Origin of the sequence: Rhodococcus sp. OK302 (assembly GCF_002245895.1) — a bacterium.
Taxonomy (GTDB): domain Bacteria; phylum Actinomycetota; class Actinomycetes; order Mycobacteriales; family Mycobacteriaceae; genus Rhodococcus_F.
Map to the genome: position 1 here is coordinate 5,036,032 of NZ_NPJZ01000001.1, position 15,503 is coordinate 5,051,534.

Annotated in this window: 17 protein-coding genes and 1 pseudogene; 9 read left to right on the forward strand and 9 right to left on the reverse strand. The window is 60.8% G+C overall.

Annotation, left to right across the window (positions count from 1 at the left end; translation table 11 throughout):
* Nucleotides 1–53: 53 nt before the first annotated feature.
* The gene (locus BDB13_RS23110) at nt 54–347 is read right to left on the reverse strand and encodes a hypothetical protein (RefSeq protein WP_141210682.1); all 294 of its coding nucleotides are present in this window, start codon (nt 345–347) and stop codon (nt 54–56) included.
* Nucleotides 348–686: 339 nt separating this feature from the next.
* On the opposite strand from BDB13_RS23110, the gene BDB13_RS23115 reads away from it, so the two are divergent.
* From BDB13_RS23115 to BDB13_RS23130, 4 genes are read left to right on the forward strand one after another with little or no spacing between them, the layout of a single operon-like run.
* Nucleotides 687–1,205: a flavodoxin domain-containing protein gene (locus tag BDB13_RS23115; RefSeq protein WP_176459656.1), complete on the forward strand. Its 519-nt coding sequence runs from the start codon at nt 687–689 to the stop codon at nt 1,203–1,205.
* The gene (locus BDB13_RS23120) at nt 1,202–2,125 is read left to right on the forward strand and encodes a universal stress protein (protein WP_094273868.1); all 924 of its coding nucleotides are present in this window, start codon (nt 1,202–1,204) and stop codon (nt 2,123–2,125) included. The genes BDB13_RS23115 and BDB13_RS23120 overlap by 4 nt, the downstream gene beginning before the upstream one ends.
* A gap of 46 nt (nt 2,126–2,171) precedes the next feature.
* The gene (locus BDB13_RS23125) at nt 2,172–2,423 is read left to right on the forward strand and encodes a hypothetical protein (RefSeq protein WP_094273869.1); all 252 of its coding nucleotides are present in this window, start codon (nt 2,172–2,174) and stop codon (nt 2,421–2,423) included.
* Nucleotides 2,424–2,478: 55 nt separating this feature from the next.
* Nucleotides 2,479–2,967 carry a DUF2231 domain-containing protein gene (locus tag BDB13_RS23130; RefSeq protein WP_094273870.1) on the forward strand — a complete coding sequence of 163 codons (489 nt, stop codon included), beginning with the start codon at nt 2,479–2,481 and terminating at the stop codon, nt 2,965–2,967.
* A gap of 11 nt (nt 2,968–2,978) precedes the next feature.
* Here the strand turns inward: BDB13_RS23130 and dinB are convergent, their stop codons facing one another.
* Nucleotides 2,979–4,214, reverse strand: coding sequence for a DNA polymerase IV (gene dinB, locus BDB13_RS23135; protein ID WP_094273871.1), 1,236 nt, complete (start codon nt 4,212–4,214; stop codon nt 2,979–2,981).
* 73 nt (nt 4,215–4,287) lie between these two features.
* Nucleotides 4,288–5,235, reverse strand: coding sequence for an alpha/beta fold hydrolase (locus BDB13_RS23140; protein WP_094273872.1), 948 nt, complete (start codon nt 5,233–5,235; stop codon nt 4,288–4,290).
* Nucleotides 5,236–5,326: 91 nt separating this feature from the next.
* Here BDB13_RS23140 and BDB13_RS23145 point away from each other — a divergent pair, with 91 nt between their 5' ends.
* Nucleotides 5,327–6,064, forward strand: a complete 738-nt coding sequence (locus BDB13_RS23145) for a hypothetical protein (RefSeq protein WP_094273873.1) — start codon at nt 5,327–5,329, stop codon at nt 6,062–6,064.
* A gap of 24 nt (nt 6,065–6,088) precedes the next feature.
* Complete coding sequence (locus BDB13_RS23150) at nt 6,089–6,718, forward strand: winged helix-turn-helix transcriptional regulator (RefSeq protein WP_094275135.1); 630 nt, start codon at nt 6,089–6,091, stop codon at nt 6,716–6,718.
* A 42-nt stretch (nt 6,719–6,760) separates the two neighbouring features.
* On the opposite strand, the gene BDB13_RS23155 is transcribed toward BDB13_RS23150, so the two are convergent.
* The 3 genes from BDB13_RS23155 to BDB13_RS23165 form a co-directional block, all read right to left on the reverse strand.
* Nucleotides 6,761–7,420, reverse strand: coding sequence for an aspartate/glutamate racemase family protein (locus tag BDB13_RS23155; protein WP_094273874.1), 660 nt, complete (start codon nt 7,418–7,420; stop codon nt 6,761–6,763).
* A 217-nt stretch (nt 7,421–7,637) separates the two neighbouring features.
* Nucleotides 7,638–8,726 carry an FAD-dependent monooxygenase gene (locus tag BDB13_RS23160; RefSeq protein ID WP_094273875.1) on the reverse strand — a complete coding sequence of 363 codons (1,089 nt, stop codon included), beginning with the start codon at nt 8,724–8,726 and terminating at the stop codon, nt 7,638–7,640.
* 91 nt (nt 8,727–8,817) lie between these two features.
* The gene (locus BDB13_RS23165) at nt 8,818–9,144 is read right to left on the reverse strand and encodes a hypothetical protein (RefSeq protein WP_094273876.1); all 327 of its coding nucleotides are present in this window, start codon (nt 9,142–9,144) and stop codon (nt 8,818–8,820) included.
* A 582-nt stretch (nt 9,145–9,726) separates the two neighbouring features.
* Here BDB13_RS23165 and BDB13_RS23170 point away from each other — a divergent pair.
* Nucleotides 9,727–10,065: pseudogene (locus tag BDB13_RS23170) on the forward strand (transglycosylase family protein); the annotation flags it as partial.
* A gap of 384 nt (nt 10,066–10,449) precedes the next feature.
* Here BDB13_RS23170 and BDB13_RS23175 read toward each other — a convergent pair.
* Nucleotides 10,450–11,085 carry a GIY-YIG nuclease family protein gene (locus tag BDB13_RS23175; RefSeq protein ID WP_254922933.1) on the reverse strand — a complete coding sequence of 212 codons (636 nt, stop codon included), beginning with the start codon at nt 11,083–11,085 and terminating at the stop codon, nt 10,450–10,452.
* 318 nt (nt 11,086–11,403) lie between these two features.
* Between BDB13_RS23175 and BDB13_RS23180 the strand changes: the two genes are divergently transcribed.
* Both BDB13_RS23180 and BDB13_RS23185 read left to right on the forward strand, forming a co-directional pair.
* Nucleotides 11,404–12,402 carry a zinc-binding alcohol dehydrogenase family protein gene (locus tag BDB13_RS23180; protein WP_094273877.1) on the forward strand — a complete coding sequence of 333 codons (999 nt, stop codon included), beginning with the start codon at nt 11,404–11,406 and terminating at the stop codon, nt 12,400–12,402.
* A gap of 29 nt (nt 12,403–12,431) precedes the next feature.
* Nucleotides 12,432–13,331: a universal stress protein gene (locus BDB13_RS23185; protein ID WP_094273878.1), complete on the forward strand. Its 900-nt coding sequence runs from the start codon at nt 12,432–12,434 to the stop codon at nt 13,329–13,331.
* Here the strand turns inward: BDB13_RS23185 and BDB13_RS23190 are convergent.
* Nucleotides 13,313–13,993: a response regulator gene (locus BDB13_RS23190; RefSeq protein ID WP_094273879.1), complete on the reverse strand. Its 681-nt coding sequence runs from the start codon at nt 13,991–13,993 to the stop codon at nt 13,313–13,315. The two genes, BDB13_RS23185 and BDB13_RS23190, sit on opposite strands and share 19 nt — an antisense overlap.
* Nucleotides 13,990–15,435 (reverse strand): sensor histidine kinase, encoded by a 1,446-nt coding sequence (locus BDB13_RS33635; protein WP_369597476.1) that lies wholly within the window; start codon nt 15,433–15,435, stop codon nt 13,990–13,992. The genes BDB13_RS23190 and BDB13_RS33635 overlap by 4 nt, the downstream gene beginning before the upstream one ends.
* Nucleotides 15,436–15,503: the final 68 nt, after the last annotated feature.

Sequence of the window (15,503 nt, forward strand, 5' to 3'; positions counted from 1 at the left end):
CGGCAACAAGTGCTTCACCATTGCTCCATCCACGTCCGTCCCCTCGGAGTGGCTCAGGGAGCGGGTCCCACCGCAAAGCCGGCATTCGCAAGATCTGCAAACTCCGGGTCCGCACGTGAACCATCAGCGTGGACCTCGACGTATCTGGCCGAGTAACCCCGAGGATCGGCAACACTGCCGACCACCGGTTGCCTCTCGAGCACAATGGCCCCGGGCCACCGCGCCTGTACAGCATTGATCAACAGCGCGCCGTCGACGTCACCCGTCGAAATCGGGCCCCCCTCACCGACTACCGCAACACGTCGACCGTCCGTCAACATCCACACTCCGACGGGAAAAGACCGCACGTCGCCATCTCCGGCGATTGCCACAGTCTCCCCAACCGCGCTAACAAGATGTGCAGACTCCCGAGGTTCCATCGTGCCTCCCTGAGTTAGGGTCACCGATCTACCGTCACCGATCCCGCGGTGAGTGTCACTCTCCACGTTAGACGGACACTCCGCATCTGACCCGTGCCGTCGAACACCGGCGAGATGGTCCAAAGACCCTTTTTAATGCACCTCGCGACTCTCACGCCAGACCCCTCGTCACGGAACAATTCGGGGTGAGGCCCGCACTCGAGCCCCGACACACATCTTTGAATTTCGGTGCAAGCATCGACACCAATAATCTGCGTGGAGGAATAGATGAGAGCCCTGGTCACAGCCGCAAGTCGACACGGTTCGACGGATGAAATCGCCGAAGCACTCGCCGGCGCCCTCCGTGACAACGGTGCCGAAGTCGACCTCATCGCACCGGCCGCAGTCCACGAAATCACCGACTACGACACGATTATCTTGGGCAGTGCGATCTACCTCGGCCATTGGCTGAAAGACGCAAAGAGCTTCGCGGAACGATTCGCCGACGCACTGCGCCTGCGACAGGTCTGGCTGTTCTCCTCCGGCCCTGTCGGCGACAATGACCCACCTGTCGGAGATCCGGCCGACATCCCCGACTTGTTGAAAACTACAGGTGCAGTGGAACATCGCTTGTTCGCGGGCAAACTTGATCCTAGTGAACTCGGTTTCGGTGAGCGTGTCGCGGTAAGGGTCGTGCACGCTCCGGAAGGTGACTATCGCGATTGGAACGCGGTGCGCGATTGGGCAGAAACAATTCTCGGTACGCCGAGGTACACACGGCATTTGGAACCCGAAGGAAAACCATGACTACTCGTGCTCCCATCGTCGTCGGAGTTGACCGCTCCGGCAGCGCGTTGAATGCCGTTTGGTGGGCAGCGCGCGAAGCCGCACTGCGCCGTCGACCATTGCATTTGGTTGCCGCAATGCCTGGCTCCGCGAACACATTTCGACACGCAGTGCAGTTGGGAGCACCCGACTTTCCGGAACAGCGGTACGAGGGTCGGGAACGGCTGTCGAAAGCGCATACAGTGGCGCTGGACGCTGTCGCAGACACGCCAGCTGGCACCACCCGAATCAGCGTGGTCGAGCATCTGCAGTTCGGGAACGCAGTCGAGATCCTTCTCGCTGAATCACGAGACGCTGCAATGCTTGTCGTAGGCTCGCACGGACTTGATCAACTCGCCGAGGGGATACTCGGATCCGTCAGCGCCGCAGTGGTATTGCATGCACAGTGCCCGGTAGCGGTCATTCGTTACCTTCCCGAATCAGAACGACCACCACTCGACGGTCCCGTCGTGGTCGGTGTCGACGGCACTGAAAACAGTGAACCGGCAATCACGGAAGCGTTCGAAACGGCGTCCCTCCACGGAGTAGATCTTGTTGCCGTCCATGCGTGGAGCGATTCCCGTCTCTCAACAGCATTCCGCTCCGACCCCGACGGTGTTGCCTTGGACTGGAACGCGATCTCCACGGCCGAACATGCCGTGCTCTCCGAAAGACTTGCCGGTTGGCGGGAAAAGAATCCGGATGTCGCGATCCGGCAGGTTGTGGTGCACGACAGACCCGCCCGGCAATTGATCACCGAATCGAAATCAGCACAACTGGTTGTTGTCGGCAGGCGCGGCCGTGGCGGGTTCACTTCGATGCTCCTCGGCTCAACCAGCCGACGCCTCATGCACACGGCGGTGTGCCCGCTACTGATCGTGCACTCACCCCGCACACCGTGAACGAAAATCCCAAACCCATTGCACATCATATTGATCGGCTGAAAACATGACCATTCACTTCGAACCGTCCCATCACACGGATTCGATGACCATCTCCGAACAACATGAACTGACCGTCCAGCGCCTCACCGCAGAGTTCTGCGGCCTCATCTCCGCGGAATCCATCGGCATCGTCGTCGACGGTTGCGTGGCCGACTTGTCGTGGGCGTCAAATCTTGCTCTGCCGGAACTGAGCGAACGCCTTGCTCGACAGCGGATCATCGATTATCTCGACTGCAAGGCAAAGAACTTCGAATGAAGTGAGGCGTCATGAAATCTATCGAAGCCGGGGCACCGATGATTGGAGAACGCTCATGGGACTAACCACGGTGAACGGGTTACCCGCACACCCGATTCTCATTCATTTTGTCGTTGTCCTGGTACTGATCTCCGCGATACTGCTGATCGTTGCGGTGTGCTGGCCCGCTGCCAGGGTTCGGTTGGGTTTGGCCCCAGCGGTCGTCGCGTTGCTCACGCTCGTGTTAGTGCCGATCACGACCGACGCCGGTCAATGGCTGAAGGATCAGTTACCACCCGATCCCCTGATCGACGCCCATGCCGAGCTGGGTGAACAGATGCTGTTCTGGTCCATCGGGGTATTCGTTCTTGCCGCCATCTGGTGGATCATTCATTCCAAACGATTCACTGAATGGCGAGCTGATCGACCGTCAGCGCCGGTGTGGAAGGTGATCGTGATTGCAGTTGCCGTCATATCTGTTCTTGTCGCTGCAGGTTCGATGGTTCAGGTTTATCGAATCGGTGAAAGCGGCGCGAAAGCCGTGTGGAGCGATCAGATCGGATAGGGAGAATCTCTCTAGTCCGGGAGCAGCGGCACCGCGATGTCCGGGTCGCGGCCCAGCAGCACGCCGCGCGTGAGAGCGGCCGAGCCGAACTTCTTCCGAACGCTGTCCATCGCCGAGTCAAGGGCTGCCGTATCGGGACCACCGTCGAAGGATAATTCGAGCTGCTCAGCGCCGTCGTTATCCAAATTCGATACGGCTACGCCGATCAACGTGATGCCCTTGTCTGCGATCATCGGCGCCGCGTCCGCGAGCAGGATCATCGCGGCCTTCAGGAGTTCAGCTGTATCAGCGGTAGAGCGTCGCAGTGTCTGAGAACGCGTAGCCCGCGTGAAATCAGCAAAGCGAAGTCGGAGTGTGATGGTGCGTCCGGTCCGCTTCGATGAGCGCATACGCCGGCTCACCCGATCTGTCAGCGACATCAGTGATGCCTCGAGATCGGATCGCGAGTGGGCACCTCGACCCAACGCGTGCTGCGCTCCCATCGAACTGCGGCCTGTATAAGCACGAACCGGCCGCGGATCTTGATTGTGCGACAGCGCATACAGGTGACGTCCGGCGCCGCGGCCCAGAATCGAAATGATTGACGACTCGTCATGCCGAGCGATATCCCCGACCGTCACGATGTCGAAATCGCGAAGCTTCTGCGCCGTAATCTTGCCGACGCCCCACAATTTCCCGACGGGCAACGGATGGAGAAACTCGGTCTCGCCGTCGGGTGGCACCAACAGCAGCCCATCGGGTTTGGCGAATGCACTTGCGACCTTCGCCAAGAACTTGGTGCGGGCAATACCCACGGTGATCGGCAAACCGACCTGCTCGGCGACGTCTCGTCGGAGGTTCGCACCGATCTGCAGCGGTGTTCCGACGATCCGAGCCAGTCCCCCGACTTCGAGGAATGCCTCGTCGATCGAAATTCCTTCGACCAGCGGCGAGGTGTCGTGAAAGACCTCGAAAACATCCTTGCTCGCTTGCGAATAAGCCTCCATCCGCGGCGGAACGACAATTGCCTGCGGGCACAGTGCCCGCGCCTGACCACCACTCATCGCAGTTCTGACACCGAAGGCCTTTGCCTCGTAGCTCGCAGCCAGGACCACTCCGCCACCCACGATCACAGGCCGGCCAGCTAATCCTGGATCGTCCCGCTGCTCGACCGAGGCATAAAACGAATCGAGATCGGCATGCAGGATCGTGGCGTCACCGGACCGGTGATCGCCTCGGGGTCCTGACAACAACGGTGCCACGGACATAGGTTCGCACGAGGGTCCGACAGCGATGATCTTCGTAGTCCCTGATCGCCGCGCCTCTGAGGCTGACTGTCGCCTAGGTGGGTCTGTTGTCGGCGACGGGTTCGGGTCCTCTATGGGTCTCGCCGCCATCACCGGCCAGTTCTGCCCACCAGGTCTCGATGGCTTCACTGAACTCGGCTGGTGCGTCGGATTGCAGGAAGTGGCCCACTCCGTGGAGCACCGTCGTAGTGTGGTTAGGGAAAATCGCTTCGAAGCGATCTCGGTACATCTTTGTGAAGATCGGGTCCGCATCGGCCCACACGATCAGCGTGGGCATTTTCTCGAGTGAGCTGAGTTGGTCCTCGAGATCGGTGAAGAACCCACGAGCCCCGATGAGCTCGCCAGGAAGAGTTGCGCAGGGTTGGCGACGCGCTGGCGTGGGCATTGCCTGGCGGTAGTGCGCCATTTCGGCGTCGGACAGCTTCCGCCGCTTGTGAGCTGAGGGAATGTAGTACTCAACCATCAGATTGAACCGCCGAATAAGAGCGCGTCCAATCGGATTCCCTACGCCGCGCGAGAACAGCTCGCTGGACAGATCACCGTTCAACGGCCACGCCCAAGTATTGGTAAGGATGAGGCGTTCGAACTTGTCCGGTCGTTGCTGGGCGGCGTACAGACCGAACGGGCCTCCCCAGTTGTGACCGACCAGCGTCAGTTGCGTCAAGTCCAAGCAGTCGAGGAAGGACACGAGCAGCTCCGCGTGGTCGCGCGCCAGGTACTGATAGCCCGGGGCGCCGGTGGACAGACCGAATCCCGGAAAGTCCACGGCGATGCACCGGAACCTGGCTCGCAGGGTGGTGATCACCTCGCGGTAGGCGAAGGACCAGACCGGATTTCCGGTCAGCATCAGCAGGGTAGGACCGGAGCCCTCGTCGACATAGTGCACAACGTTTCCGTCCAGCTCCACGAAGTGGCTTTCGAACGGGAACAACTCGTCGTCCACCCACGCCGGACGTTCGCCTACCGGTTTCGTGGTCGCCATCTTCCGATCCTCCTCGACGCTGGCTATGTTCAGTTAACTTGTTCTTCTATAGTCCACAATCAAACATGAAGTAACAGATGGGAGCGTCCGAATGAGCAAATTGCTCGACGATGTCCTAGCCGCACACGGCGGCGCTGAACGGTGGCAGTCCGTTTCAGCGATCACAGCTCGGGGACGTCTGGGCGGGCTGCTGCCCACACGCTTCTCCGGCAACAAGCTGACAAACTTCACCGTTGAGATCCAAGTCGCTGCGCCGCACACCGTCCTCCATGACTTCCCTCAAGCCGGCAAGCGCGCCGTGTTAGACCGGGGCGACGTGCGGATCGAAACCCCCGACGGAGAACTACTCGACACCCGAACGGACCCACGTTCGGCCTTCTTCGGGCGCAGCGGAATCCGCCGCAACGTCCACTGGGACCCACTCGACACCGCATACTTCGCCGGATACGCCTTCTGGAACTACCTGACCTCACCACTACTGCTCGCCCGCGACGACATCGCTGTCACCGAAGGCGAACCATGGCGCGAATCAGGACAGACATGGCGACGACTCCACGCAACGTTCCCCGCGCACATCGAAACCCACTGCCGGCGACAGACCTTCTACGTCGATAGGGACGGCCTGATCCGCCGCCACGACTTCGTCGCCGAACCAGTAGGCGGCTGGGCCGCGGCCTCACTTTACTGCGACCAACACCGCGAGTTCGACGGACTCATCTTCCCCACCCGGCGCCGCGTGTTGCCACGGGGACCCGGCCGCCGAGTTCTCCCCCGGCCGACGCTCCTGGCCCTCGACTTCGACGAGATCGAGATCGAGATCGAGCACTGACCGATGGGAGATAAGGAGGACAAAATGGCAATCAAACGGTCCTACGGCCACTACTGCGGCGTGGCGCGTGCGCTCGACGTCGTGGGCAACCGGTGGAGCCTGCTCATCGTGCGCGAACTACTCGTGGGGCCGGCCCGTTACGGGCAACTCCAGGCCGGCCTTCCCGGGATCTCCACCAATCTGCTGGCCGAGCGCCTGCGCGAGCTGGAAGAAGCCGGCGTGGTCCGGCGCCAGCTTGACGCCGTCAGCAACGGCGTTGCCTACGCACTCACCCCCTGGGGAAGCGAACTTCGCGGCACTGTCGCGGCACTCGTGAACTGGAGCACGCCGCTCATGGTTTCCGGCCCGCGTCGCGATGGTTTCCGACCGCATTGGTTGGTGGTGGCAATCGAATCGCTGTTGGACGGCAAGCGAACCGAGGTACCCGCGACCGTCGGCTTGGAGGTCGACGGCACGACTGTCACGGTGCGCGTCGACGAATTTGGTACCCACGTCGTGCTCGATATCGATGCGCAACCCGGGACCGTGCTTCGCGCAGAACCGTTGGTGGTGCTCGGCCTTGCGTCAGGCATGCTGACGGTCGAGCAGGCGATCGCGGCAGGAGATCTCCGAGGCGAAAGGCAGGACCTCGCTGCGGTTTTCGGAGCCGACTGACGGATATCCGGGTTCGAACGCCACATACAGCGACCGAAGCTGTCACCCGCGCTGCGGCACGGTCAACTCACTGCTCGTGGCGGCATGTTCAACAGCGAGACGTGGACTCGACAAGATAGGTACTGAGAGGCCGATGAGGTGCCTTTCAGCGGGCGCCATGCTCGCTTGGGCCAGCACGATTACGTCGACTCTGCCTTCAAGGGCGAGTGCGCTCTCGGTGATGACACGGATGTACCCCTCCATATCTCCGGCCTCGAACAGCGACCACGAGTGGCCAGCGACCACGAGTTCGACACTGATCGCAATGCTCGCAGCCTCAGCTTCTTGGGCAATCAAGTCCCGTGTGGGCTTCAAGGTGGACTCCAGTGCGGCGACGACCCCGATCCGCGGTCCCAACGCGACGGCTCGACGAGCCATGGGGCGGTCGACGCGGAATACGGGCAGGTCAATCTCTGCTTGCTCCGCGATGTCACCAATCGTCGAGCAGGTGCAGCAGACAATATCGGCACCGTGGTAGTTGAGTTCGTTGAGGCGAGCCAACACGGCGGTCCGAGTCGCCTCGGGTCCCTCTGCCCGCGCCTGAGTCAACAATGTTTCATCCACCACATGGATCGTTGCGAGCAGCGGCCAAGTCTGGTGCGTCAACCCGTCAAACGTTGGGACATGAACTGCTGATGTATGCAGGAACCCGATTGTCGTCATCGCGGAACTTTAGCTTTCGCACTGGGAGGTGATGTCAGGGCTCATCGGAATCCAACATCGCCGCGTATGTCTTCCCGAGCTAGGTTGTCTCCGTTGCGGTCTCCGTTATTTCGAATACCCGTCTGTCGAACACCGGCAATGATCGACAAACTGTCGGGACCTACGACGAGCCGCACTACCCGCAGTTCACAGTTGTAGACGACCCTCAATTCGAGTTTTACATCATGTTTCGAGTACTGAAGTTCGATCCCATACCCCGAAGAAACAACTCGGCGGGAAGCGCTCGCAGAACGAGGTCTCGAACTGCAGTAGCGCCAGCGCCACGAGTGAGGATAATTCGGGCGGATCGGCGTGAGCGCACTTGAAGGCGATGCGTTCTCCCGGTGCGCAGGTAGTCATAGGTCGCCACATCATGAGCATGAGCACCGAGCGCGACGGCATCCTCGAGCGCCTGACATGCACCTTGACCGAGATGCGGTCCCATCGCATGTGCGGCATCACCCACGAGCACAACACTTTTCCGAACAAAGGACGGTAGTGCCGGAAGATCCCTGATGTCATGCCGAAGAATCTGCTCCGGCGCGACAGCAGAGATAAGTTGAGGAATCGGACCCGGCCAGTCCAGAAAATCGTCCAACGACGGGTCCGGCGTTTCCTTCGACAGTCGGGTGGCGGCGAACACGTACAACCGCCCATTCCCCAGGGGAACGATTCCGAATTCGGTTCCGGCACCGAGGATGCCACCAACATCGACAACGCCGAAGTCATCAACGATCCACCTCCACGCGCGAATGCTCAGCGACCGCGGTACTGGATACTCAGGGAAAATCGTTTGTCGCGTGAGGCTGTCGATTCCGTCGGCGCCGACGAGCAGATCGAAATTCTCAGTGCGATCGCCACATCGAATCGCACCACCCACCTCAATCCCCGTGACCGGGGAGCCGAGCCGTACAGTTACCGACTCTGGAAGTGCTGTGCGGAGAACATCGACCAGATCGGCGCGATGCATCGCGACGAAGTTGCCGTGCATCGCACGGAATCTCTCCTCACTAGTCCGCATCAACCACTGCCCCTGGCGATTACGTATCCCGCCTACCCAGCCGGGGGCGGCTCTCCTTCGGATGTCATCGCCTACTCCAAGGTGATCGAGTGCAGCGAGTGCGTTCGGCCACAAAGTGATTCCGGCACCCACCTCGGTAAGGGCCGGAGCTTGCTCGAACACTGTGACCGACCATCCTGCGCCTGCAAGAGCTAGCGCCGTTGCCAGGCCCCCGATACCGCCTCCGATGATTCCGACTGTTCGCATCGTCGATCCCCTCCCCTTCGATTGCCACGGATGTAGATGTGGGATGGCACAACTTTCGGGCAGCGAGAGCTAGGAGCATCATCGACTGCGACTAAAGTTCGAATTCGGCTCCCTCACTGGTGTCTTCCTCGAGTTCAGCGCTCGCGATAATGGCAAATAGCGTGATCGCCAATCCGATCAGCGCCACTGCGAATGCGGCCCAGTTCAACCCGGCAAAGAAACCTGACAGGCCGGCGTTCTGCACGCCCAGAACGGAGATCACGATCCCGAGAATTGCCGTCAGTGCAGTGGCAAAGCCAATATGCTGGAAGAACTTTTCCCGCCGGATGTGGATGTGAACAGATCGACGGTTGACGACGACCGCAAGAACGACAACCGAATACAGCGCCGTCAGAACTGAACATACCGAAGACTCCATGCGCTAGACCCTAGGTGATCTGTAGCGGAGCGCAGGATCATTTCTTTCGTGTCGGACCCAAACGAGAGATGGCCCACGATCGCCCTACCCCGGGCCTGAAACGTTGACTTCTGCGTGGAAATTACCCGAAACTAATTCGGCCAGAACATATCTCCTAACCGAGATCGGGGCAGCGCCGCACAACTGGACTGGCTCGATCCGCCGACCGGGTCGTTCAGGCTGTGACGAACGGGAAGACCGACATTCACGACACGTGCCGAGCCGTCCGCGATAGCTCGAACGACATGAAATCCATCACATTCGGACTCGGGTGGATAACGGCCAGCGGGCAATAAATGCACAATTACCTGCGTAAATGCGACGAAAATACACATCCGATGGGTCCAAGTATCCCGACGGCCCAGCCCGTGACCCGTTCGTGACAATTCGCTATTCTTGGTGTCAGCCCAAGCAGCAATCGGGCATCACGGAATCGCCGGCGCCGATCCCACCCCCGCGATTTCGGACAACAAACCTTCCCTTGCGGTGGGAGCTGAGACGGTCACCGTCCTCCAATGGCGGGACCAGAGAGGATTTCTGCGAATGACCAAGAGCACCGTTACCCGCGCCCTCGCCTCCGTCACCACCGCCGGGGTCCTCGCGGCCGGCGCCCTCGGATTGAGTACTGGCACAGCATCCGCCGCCTCCTATGACTGGTCGGGCGTTGCACATTGTGAATCGTCGGGCAACTGGGCCGCGAACACCGGCAACGGCTATTACGGCGGACTCCAGTTCTCCCAGAGCACTTGGGAGGCGTACGGCGGTCTGCAATACGCGCCGCGGGCCGACCTGGCTACCCGGGAACAGCAAGAGGCTGTCGCCAACGCCACTCTTGCTGGACAGGGCGTCGGGGCCTGGCCTGTATGCGGTCAGCACCTGAGCTGATCCCAGCCCTCACGCATTTACTTAACTGCCCGGTGTCCGTCGACTCCGACGATCACCGGGCAGTTTTCGTTTCGGTCGACATCTTGCTTCGAAAGAGCCAAACAATGATGCGAAATCCCTGAACCACAACGGGTTCGAATCACAATGTCCCCGACTCCACGCTTGACTCAGTCGTACGACAATGCAGTACGACGAGCCCGAATCGAGTAGCGCAAGATCAAAGTCGCTTTCCTTCAAAAGCATTCGGCGGCAGACAACCGACTACGAGGCAACCGTTCTCAAACAAGTACGCATTCTCCTTCTACCGCAACGCGTCTGCAGCCGAAAAGTCGGCTGCGGCCCAGAGCACTGGCAAGCCTCGGCGGCAGCGGAAAGTCGATCTCACCGACCACCCACACCCGGATTCGGGATCACAGGCAACTCATTCGCTCGAACTACCGCAGCCCGACGAACTGCCTTGAGTGACAAGTAAAAGTTGTTGTGCGCGTTGGCATCCAAGTTCAGAGGCACATCCAATGTGGTGATGAGCTTGTGCTCCAACACCCACGGTTCAGGATGCTCGACCCACGACACCAACGCGTTCTCATCCATCCACTCGGACAGCACCTTCTCCCCCGTCACGAACGTCCGACGATTGCCAGAACCAACCCGACGCAGCTCGATCCCCAGTTGGTTAGACAGCAGACACCCGAGCGTCTTGCGGAGCGTCGATCCTTCCGCGTTCCCTGAATAGTGAGTGCGGATGCGTTTGCGGATGTTCTGAGTACTAGGAGGTTTGCCGTTGGTAGGCGGTGCCGATGGGCTGATCCCCGTGTACAGCAAGGTCAACCCGTCCTTCTTAGCGCAACCCGACGTGTCGATGTCAGCGGGCAACTCTCGGAACCACCAGCCGTAGACACCAGGGGAAGCCGGCACGGGGCAGGGTCGCACTAGAACTTCGGCACGAGCGAGGGGCAGCGCTGCTAAGTAGATGGCGCTTTCATCCTGAGCAGTTTCGGCAGTTGAGATCGCATCCATAGCGAGGATCGTCGCATAGGGGTCAGACAGATAAGGGCGGTCGGTGCCAAATAACCATGATCTCCGCTCTGGGTTCAAACATCGTGAATCCCACCTATCAGGCCATTCGTGGGATCACATTGACACCTTGTTTCGCGAGTAATTTCGCGTGGGGCAGCACACGGGGCACGCTGGCAAGTCAGGTGAATTGTCACCCCTTCCCCATCCCGCCGCAGCGAGGCACGATTGAAGGAGCGGCCCTACGGCTGGACCCGCAACGATCGACGATCGGAGGCAACTGTGACCGACATGCCTACCCGTCCCCGAACTCCTGCGTCGATGACTGCGTGGCAGGTCAACGAGCCTGGTCCCGTCAGAACACATCCTCTGATCAAGGCCGACCAGTCAATACCCGTCCCCCATGCCGGACAACTGCTGGTTCGAGTCCTCGCCTGCGGAGTGTGCCGCACTGATCTGCATGTGGCCGAAGGTGACCTCCCAGTACACCGCGTCAATGTGGTCCCCGGACACGAAATTGTCGGACTGGTCGAGAAGGTCGGAGACGCAGTCGAAGATTTCGTCCCGGGTGATCGCGTCGGAATTCCGTGGCTGCACTACACGTGCGGGCGATGCGAGTTCTGCCTTCGCGACCGTGAGAACTTGTGCCCCAACTCCACGTACACGGGCTGGGATGTCGATGGCGGGTATGCCGAATATGCTTTGGCGACAGCAGAATTCGCACTCAAGTTACCCACCGGATATTCCGACGCAGAATTGGCGCCGCTCCTCTGCGCCGGCATCATCGGGTTTCGTGCACTTCAGCGAGCTGATGTCCCTGCGGGTGGCCGATTAGGAATCTACGGCTTCGGCGGGAGCGCCCACCTCGCGGCGCAGGTAGCGATGGCACGCGACGCAGAAGTCCATGTCATGACGCGCAGTGAATCGGCTCGCGCATTGGCCACCGAGTTGGGCGCCACGTCGGTGCAGGATGCGTATGACCCTCCACCGGCAAAGCTCGACTCGGCCATTCTGTTCGCTCCCGTCGGCGACCTCGTTCCACCGGCAATGGAAGCTTTGAATCGAGGTGGAATCCTGTCGATCGCCGGAATCCATCTCTCGGATACTCCGAGCCTGAACTATCAGAAACACCTGTTCTACGAACGCGAAATACGTTCGGTCACAGCGAATACGCGGGGCGACGCTCGGGAGTTCCTCGAGTTTGCCGGCGAGCACCACCTCGACGTCACCACCACCGAATATCCGCTTGCCGAAGCCAATTCGGCCTTGGTCGATCTGGCCGAGGACCGAGTCACCGGCGCTGCAGTCTTGATTCCCTGAGCGCGACAACTTCAATTCGGGAGGACGAAATGAACGCACCAATTGTCGTCGGAGTTGATGGATCCGAGCGCGCGTTGGACGCGGTTCGGTGGGCGGCACGTGAGGCACTGCTCCGCAACCTGCCACTGCACCTGGTTGCTGTGGTGCACACCGAATCGAATACCTTCGGAAACGCCTTTACCCTTGGCACACCAAAGTTTCCGGATCAGAGAAACGAAGGAAGGGAACGACTTTCCGGTGCGCACTCGGTTGCTGCAGAGGTTAACGACGACCGTCTGACCGTTACCGACCACTTGGCCCGCGGGCACCCGGTCGAAGCACTCCTGGAGCAGTCGACGGACGCCGCGATGCTGGTCGTAGGATCGCGTGGCCAGGGCCGCTGGGCCGACGGCGTGCTCGGCTCCGTCAGCACCGCGACCGCGATGCACGCACGTTGCCCGGTAGCCGTCATCCGCGGAATCTCGGCGCCCGGTGACCCACCACTCGACGGCCCCGTAGTGGTCGGCGTCGACGGCACGGAGAACAGCGAGCCCGCCATCGCCGAGGCCTTCGAGACGGCCTTTCTGCACGGAGTTGATGTTGTTGCGGTTCATGCTTGGGACGATTCACATCATTCAACAGCTTTCCGCTCCGCTCCAGACGGATCCGCCCTCGAATTGCCGGCCATCGAGACTGCCGAACTGGTGGTACTCGCCGAAAGGCTTGCCGGATGGAAGCAAAAGTATCCGGACGTCACGGTTCAGCGAGTTGTCGTGCGCGACAGTCCAGCACACCAACTCATCGCCGAATCGAAGGCTGCACAACTGGTGGTCGTCGGCCGACGAGGGCGCGGCGGTTTCACCTCGATGCTCCTCGGCTCCACAAGCCGGAACCTTCTACATCGAGCGGAGTGCCCGCTGTTGATCGTCTCTCAGATCACGAAGCGATAGCCCATCCCGGCCTCGGTGATCAGGTGTTTGGGATGTGCCGGGTCGTCTTCGAGTTTGCGCCTCAGTTGAGCCAGGTACACACGTAGGTAGTGGGTTTCGGTGTCGTAGGCCGGACCCCACACCTCGCGCAGTAGTTCCTTCTGCCCCACCAGTTTTCCGCGATTGCGGACCAGCATTTCGAGCATTCCCCACTCCGTGGGTGTCAGGTGGACTTGTTCGCCTCCGCGACTGACCGTCTTGGCTGCCAAATCCACAGTAAAGGACGCAGTCTCTACCGACGGCTCCGATGTATCGGTCGCGGATGTCCCCCGCCGGGCCGCCGCCCGTACGCGAGCCAGAAACTCGTCCATCCCGAAAGGCTTGGTCACGTAGTCGTCGGCACCCGCGTCGAGTGCCTCGACCTTGTCGGCCGAGTCGGTTCGCGCCGACAATACGATGACCGGCGCCGTGCACCAGCCGCGCAGTCCGGCAAGCACTTCGGTGCCGTCCATATCGGGAAGCCCGAGATCGAGTACCACGACGTCCGGTGGACGTTCCGCGGCAGCTCGCAATGCGCCGGCACCCGTCGACGCCGTCACTACGTCGTATCCCCGCACCGACAAATTGATGCGTAGTGCCCGCAAGATCTGCGGTTCGTCGTCAACTACCAGTATTCGGCTCATGACTCGCTTCCATTCGTACCTGCCGCGGCCAATTCCACGATCATCGTCAACCCGCCACCCGGAGTATCGGTGGCACTGACCGTTCCGCCCATCGCGTCGACGAACCCCCGGACTACTGACAGTCCGAGCCCGACGCCACCGGTGTTGTCGCGGTCCCCCATCCGTTGGAACGGCTGGAACATTGCTTCGGCTTCGCCTCGCGGCACCCCCGGACCGGTGTCGGCAATGCTGATCACGGCCTGATTACCGATCCGTGCAGCGCCCACCCGTACCGGTGTGCCTCCCCCGTAACGCAGAGCGTTGTCCACGATGTTTGCAATCACTCGCTCGAGCAGGCCTTGATCGGCTTGCACGGCAACGGTTCCGACATCCACGATGACGCTCCGAGCCCGGGAATCGGATCGTCCGCCGATACCGAGTCCGAGGAGCGCCCGGTGCACAACTTCTTCCAGATACACCGGCCGCAAGGTCGGCTTCACCACTCCGGCAGCCAATCTCGACGAATCGAGGAGGTTACCCACCAATGCGGTGAGCTGGTCGGCGGACTCTTCGATGGTTGCCAACAGTTCCGCAGTGTCTTCCGGTGAGAATTCGATGTCGTCGCTGCGCAGGCTGGATACCGCGGCCTTGACGCCGGCGAGCGGTGTCCGAAGGTCATGGCTCACAGCCGAAAGCAGTGCTCGGCGCAGTTGATCAGCCTCCGTCAGGGCAGCTGCCTTGCTCGCTTCGACGGTCAACTGTTCCTGACGAATCATGCCCGCCGCCTGATGCGCCACGACGGCTAGGACGCGGCGGTCACGGGCACTCAACTCGGGACCGGAAAGTAGCAGCAAGTACTCGCCGTCGTTGACCTCACACACCGTGTCGGCTTCCGACTCCGTCGTCGGCGGCTCAGTTCCCACGGCCTCGACGACGCCATCGTCGAGATGAACAACGGAAACCCCTCGCTGCCGATAGATTTCGCGTGCCTTCTCCAGCAGCGTCGACAAATCAGCACCGCGCAGCACCGAACCCGCGAACAGTGCAAGAAGTTCGGCTTCCTCGGACGCCCGCTTCGCCTCCCGGGCCCGTTTGGCTGCAGCATCGACCAGAACTGCCACTGCCACAGCAACTATCAGCAGCACCACCGTGGTGATGAAGTTGTCGGGCTCGGCGATCGTGAAACTGTATTTCGGGTCGGTGAAGAAGTAGTTGAGCAATAGGCCGGAGATCAGTGCAGAAAGGATGGCCGGCCCGACGCCGCCGAGTAGTGCGACCAGAACGACCACGACAAAGAACAACGCATTCTCGCCGTTCACCCCGGAGAACCGGTCTACCAAGCCCATAAGGGCCGCTGCGACCGTCGGAACCACCACTGCTGCAATCCACGACAACACGCGACGCTCCGAGCGTCCCAGAACCGAGATCCGGCGCCGGGCAGTCGCCTCCTCGTGGGTGACCATGTGAACGTCGATGCCGCCGGACTGCTGAACGACGGCAGCGCCGATGCCCTCGTCGAGAATGCGGGCCA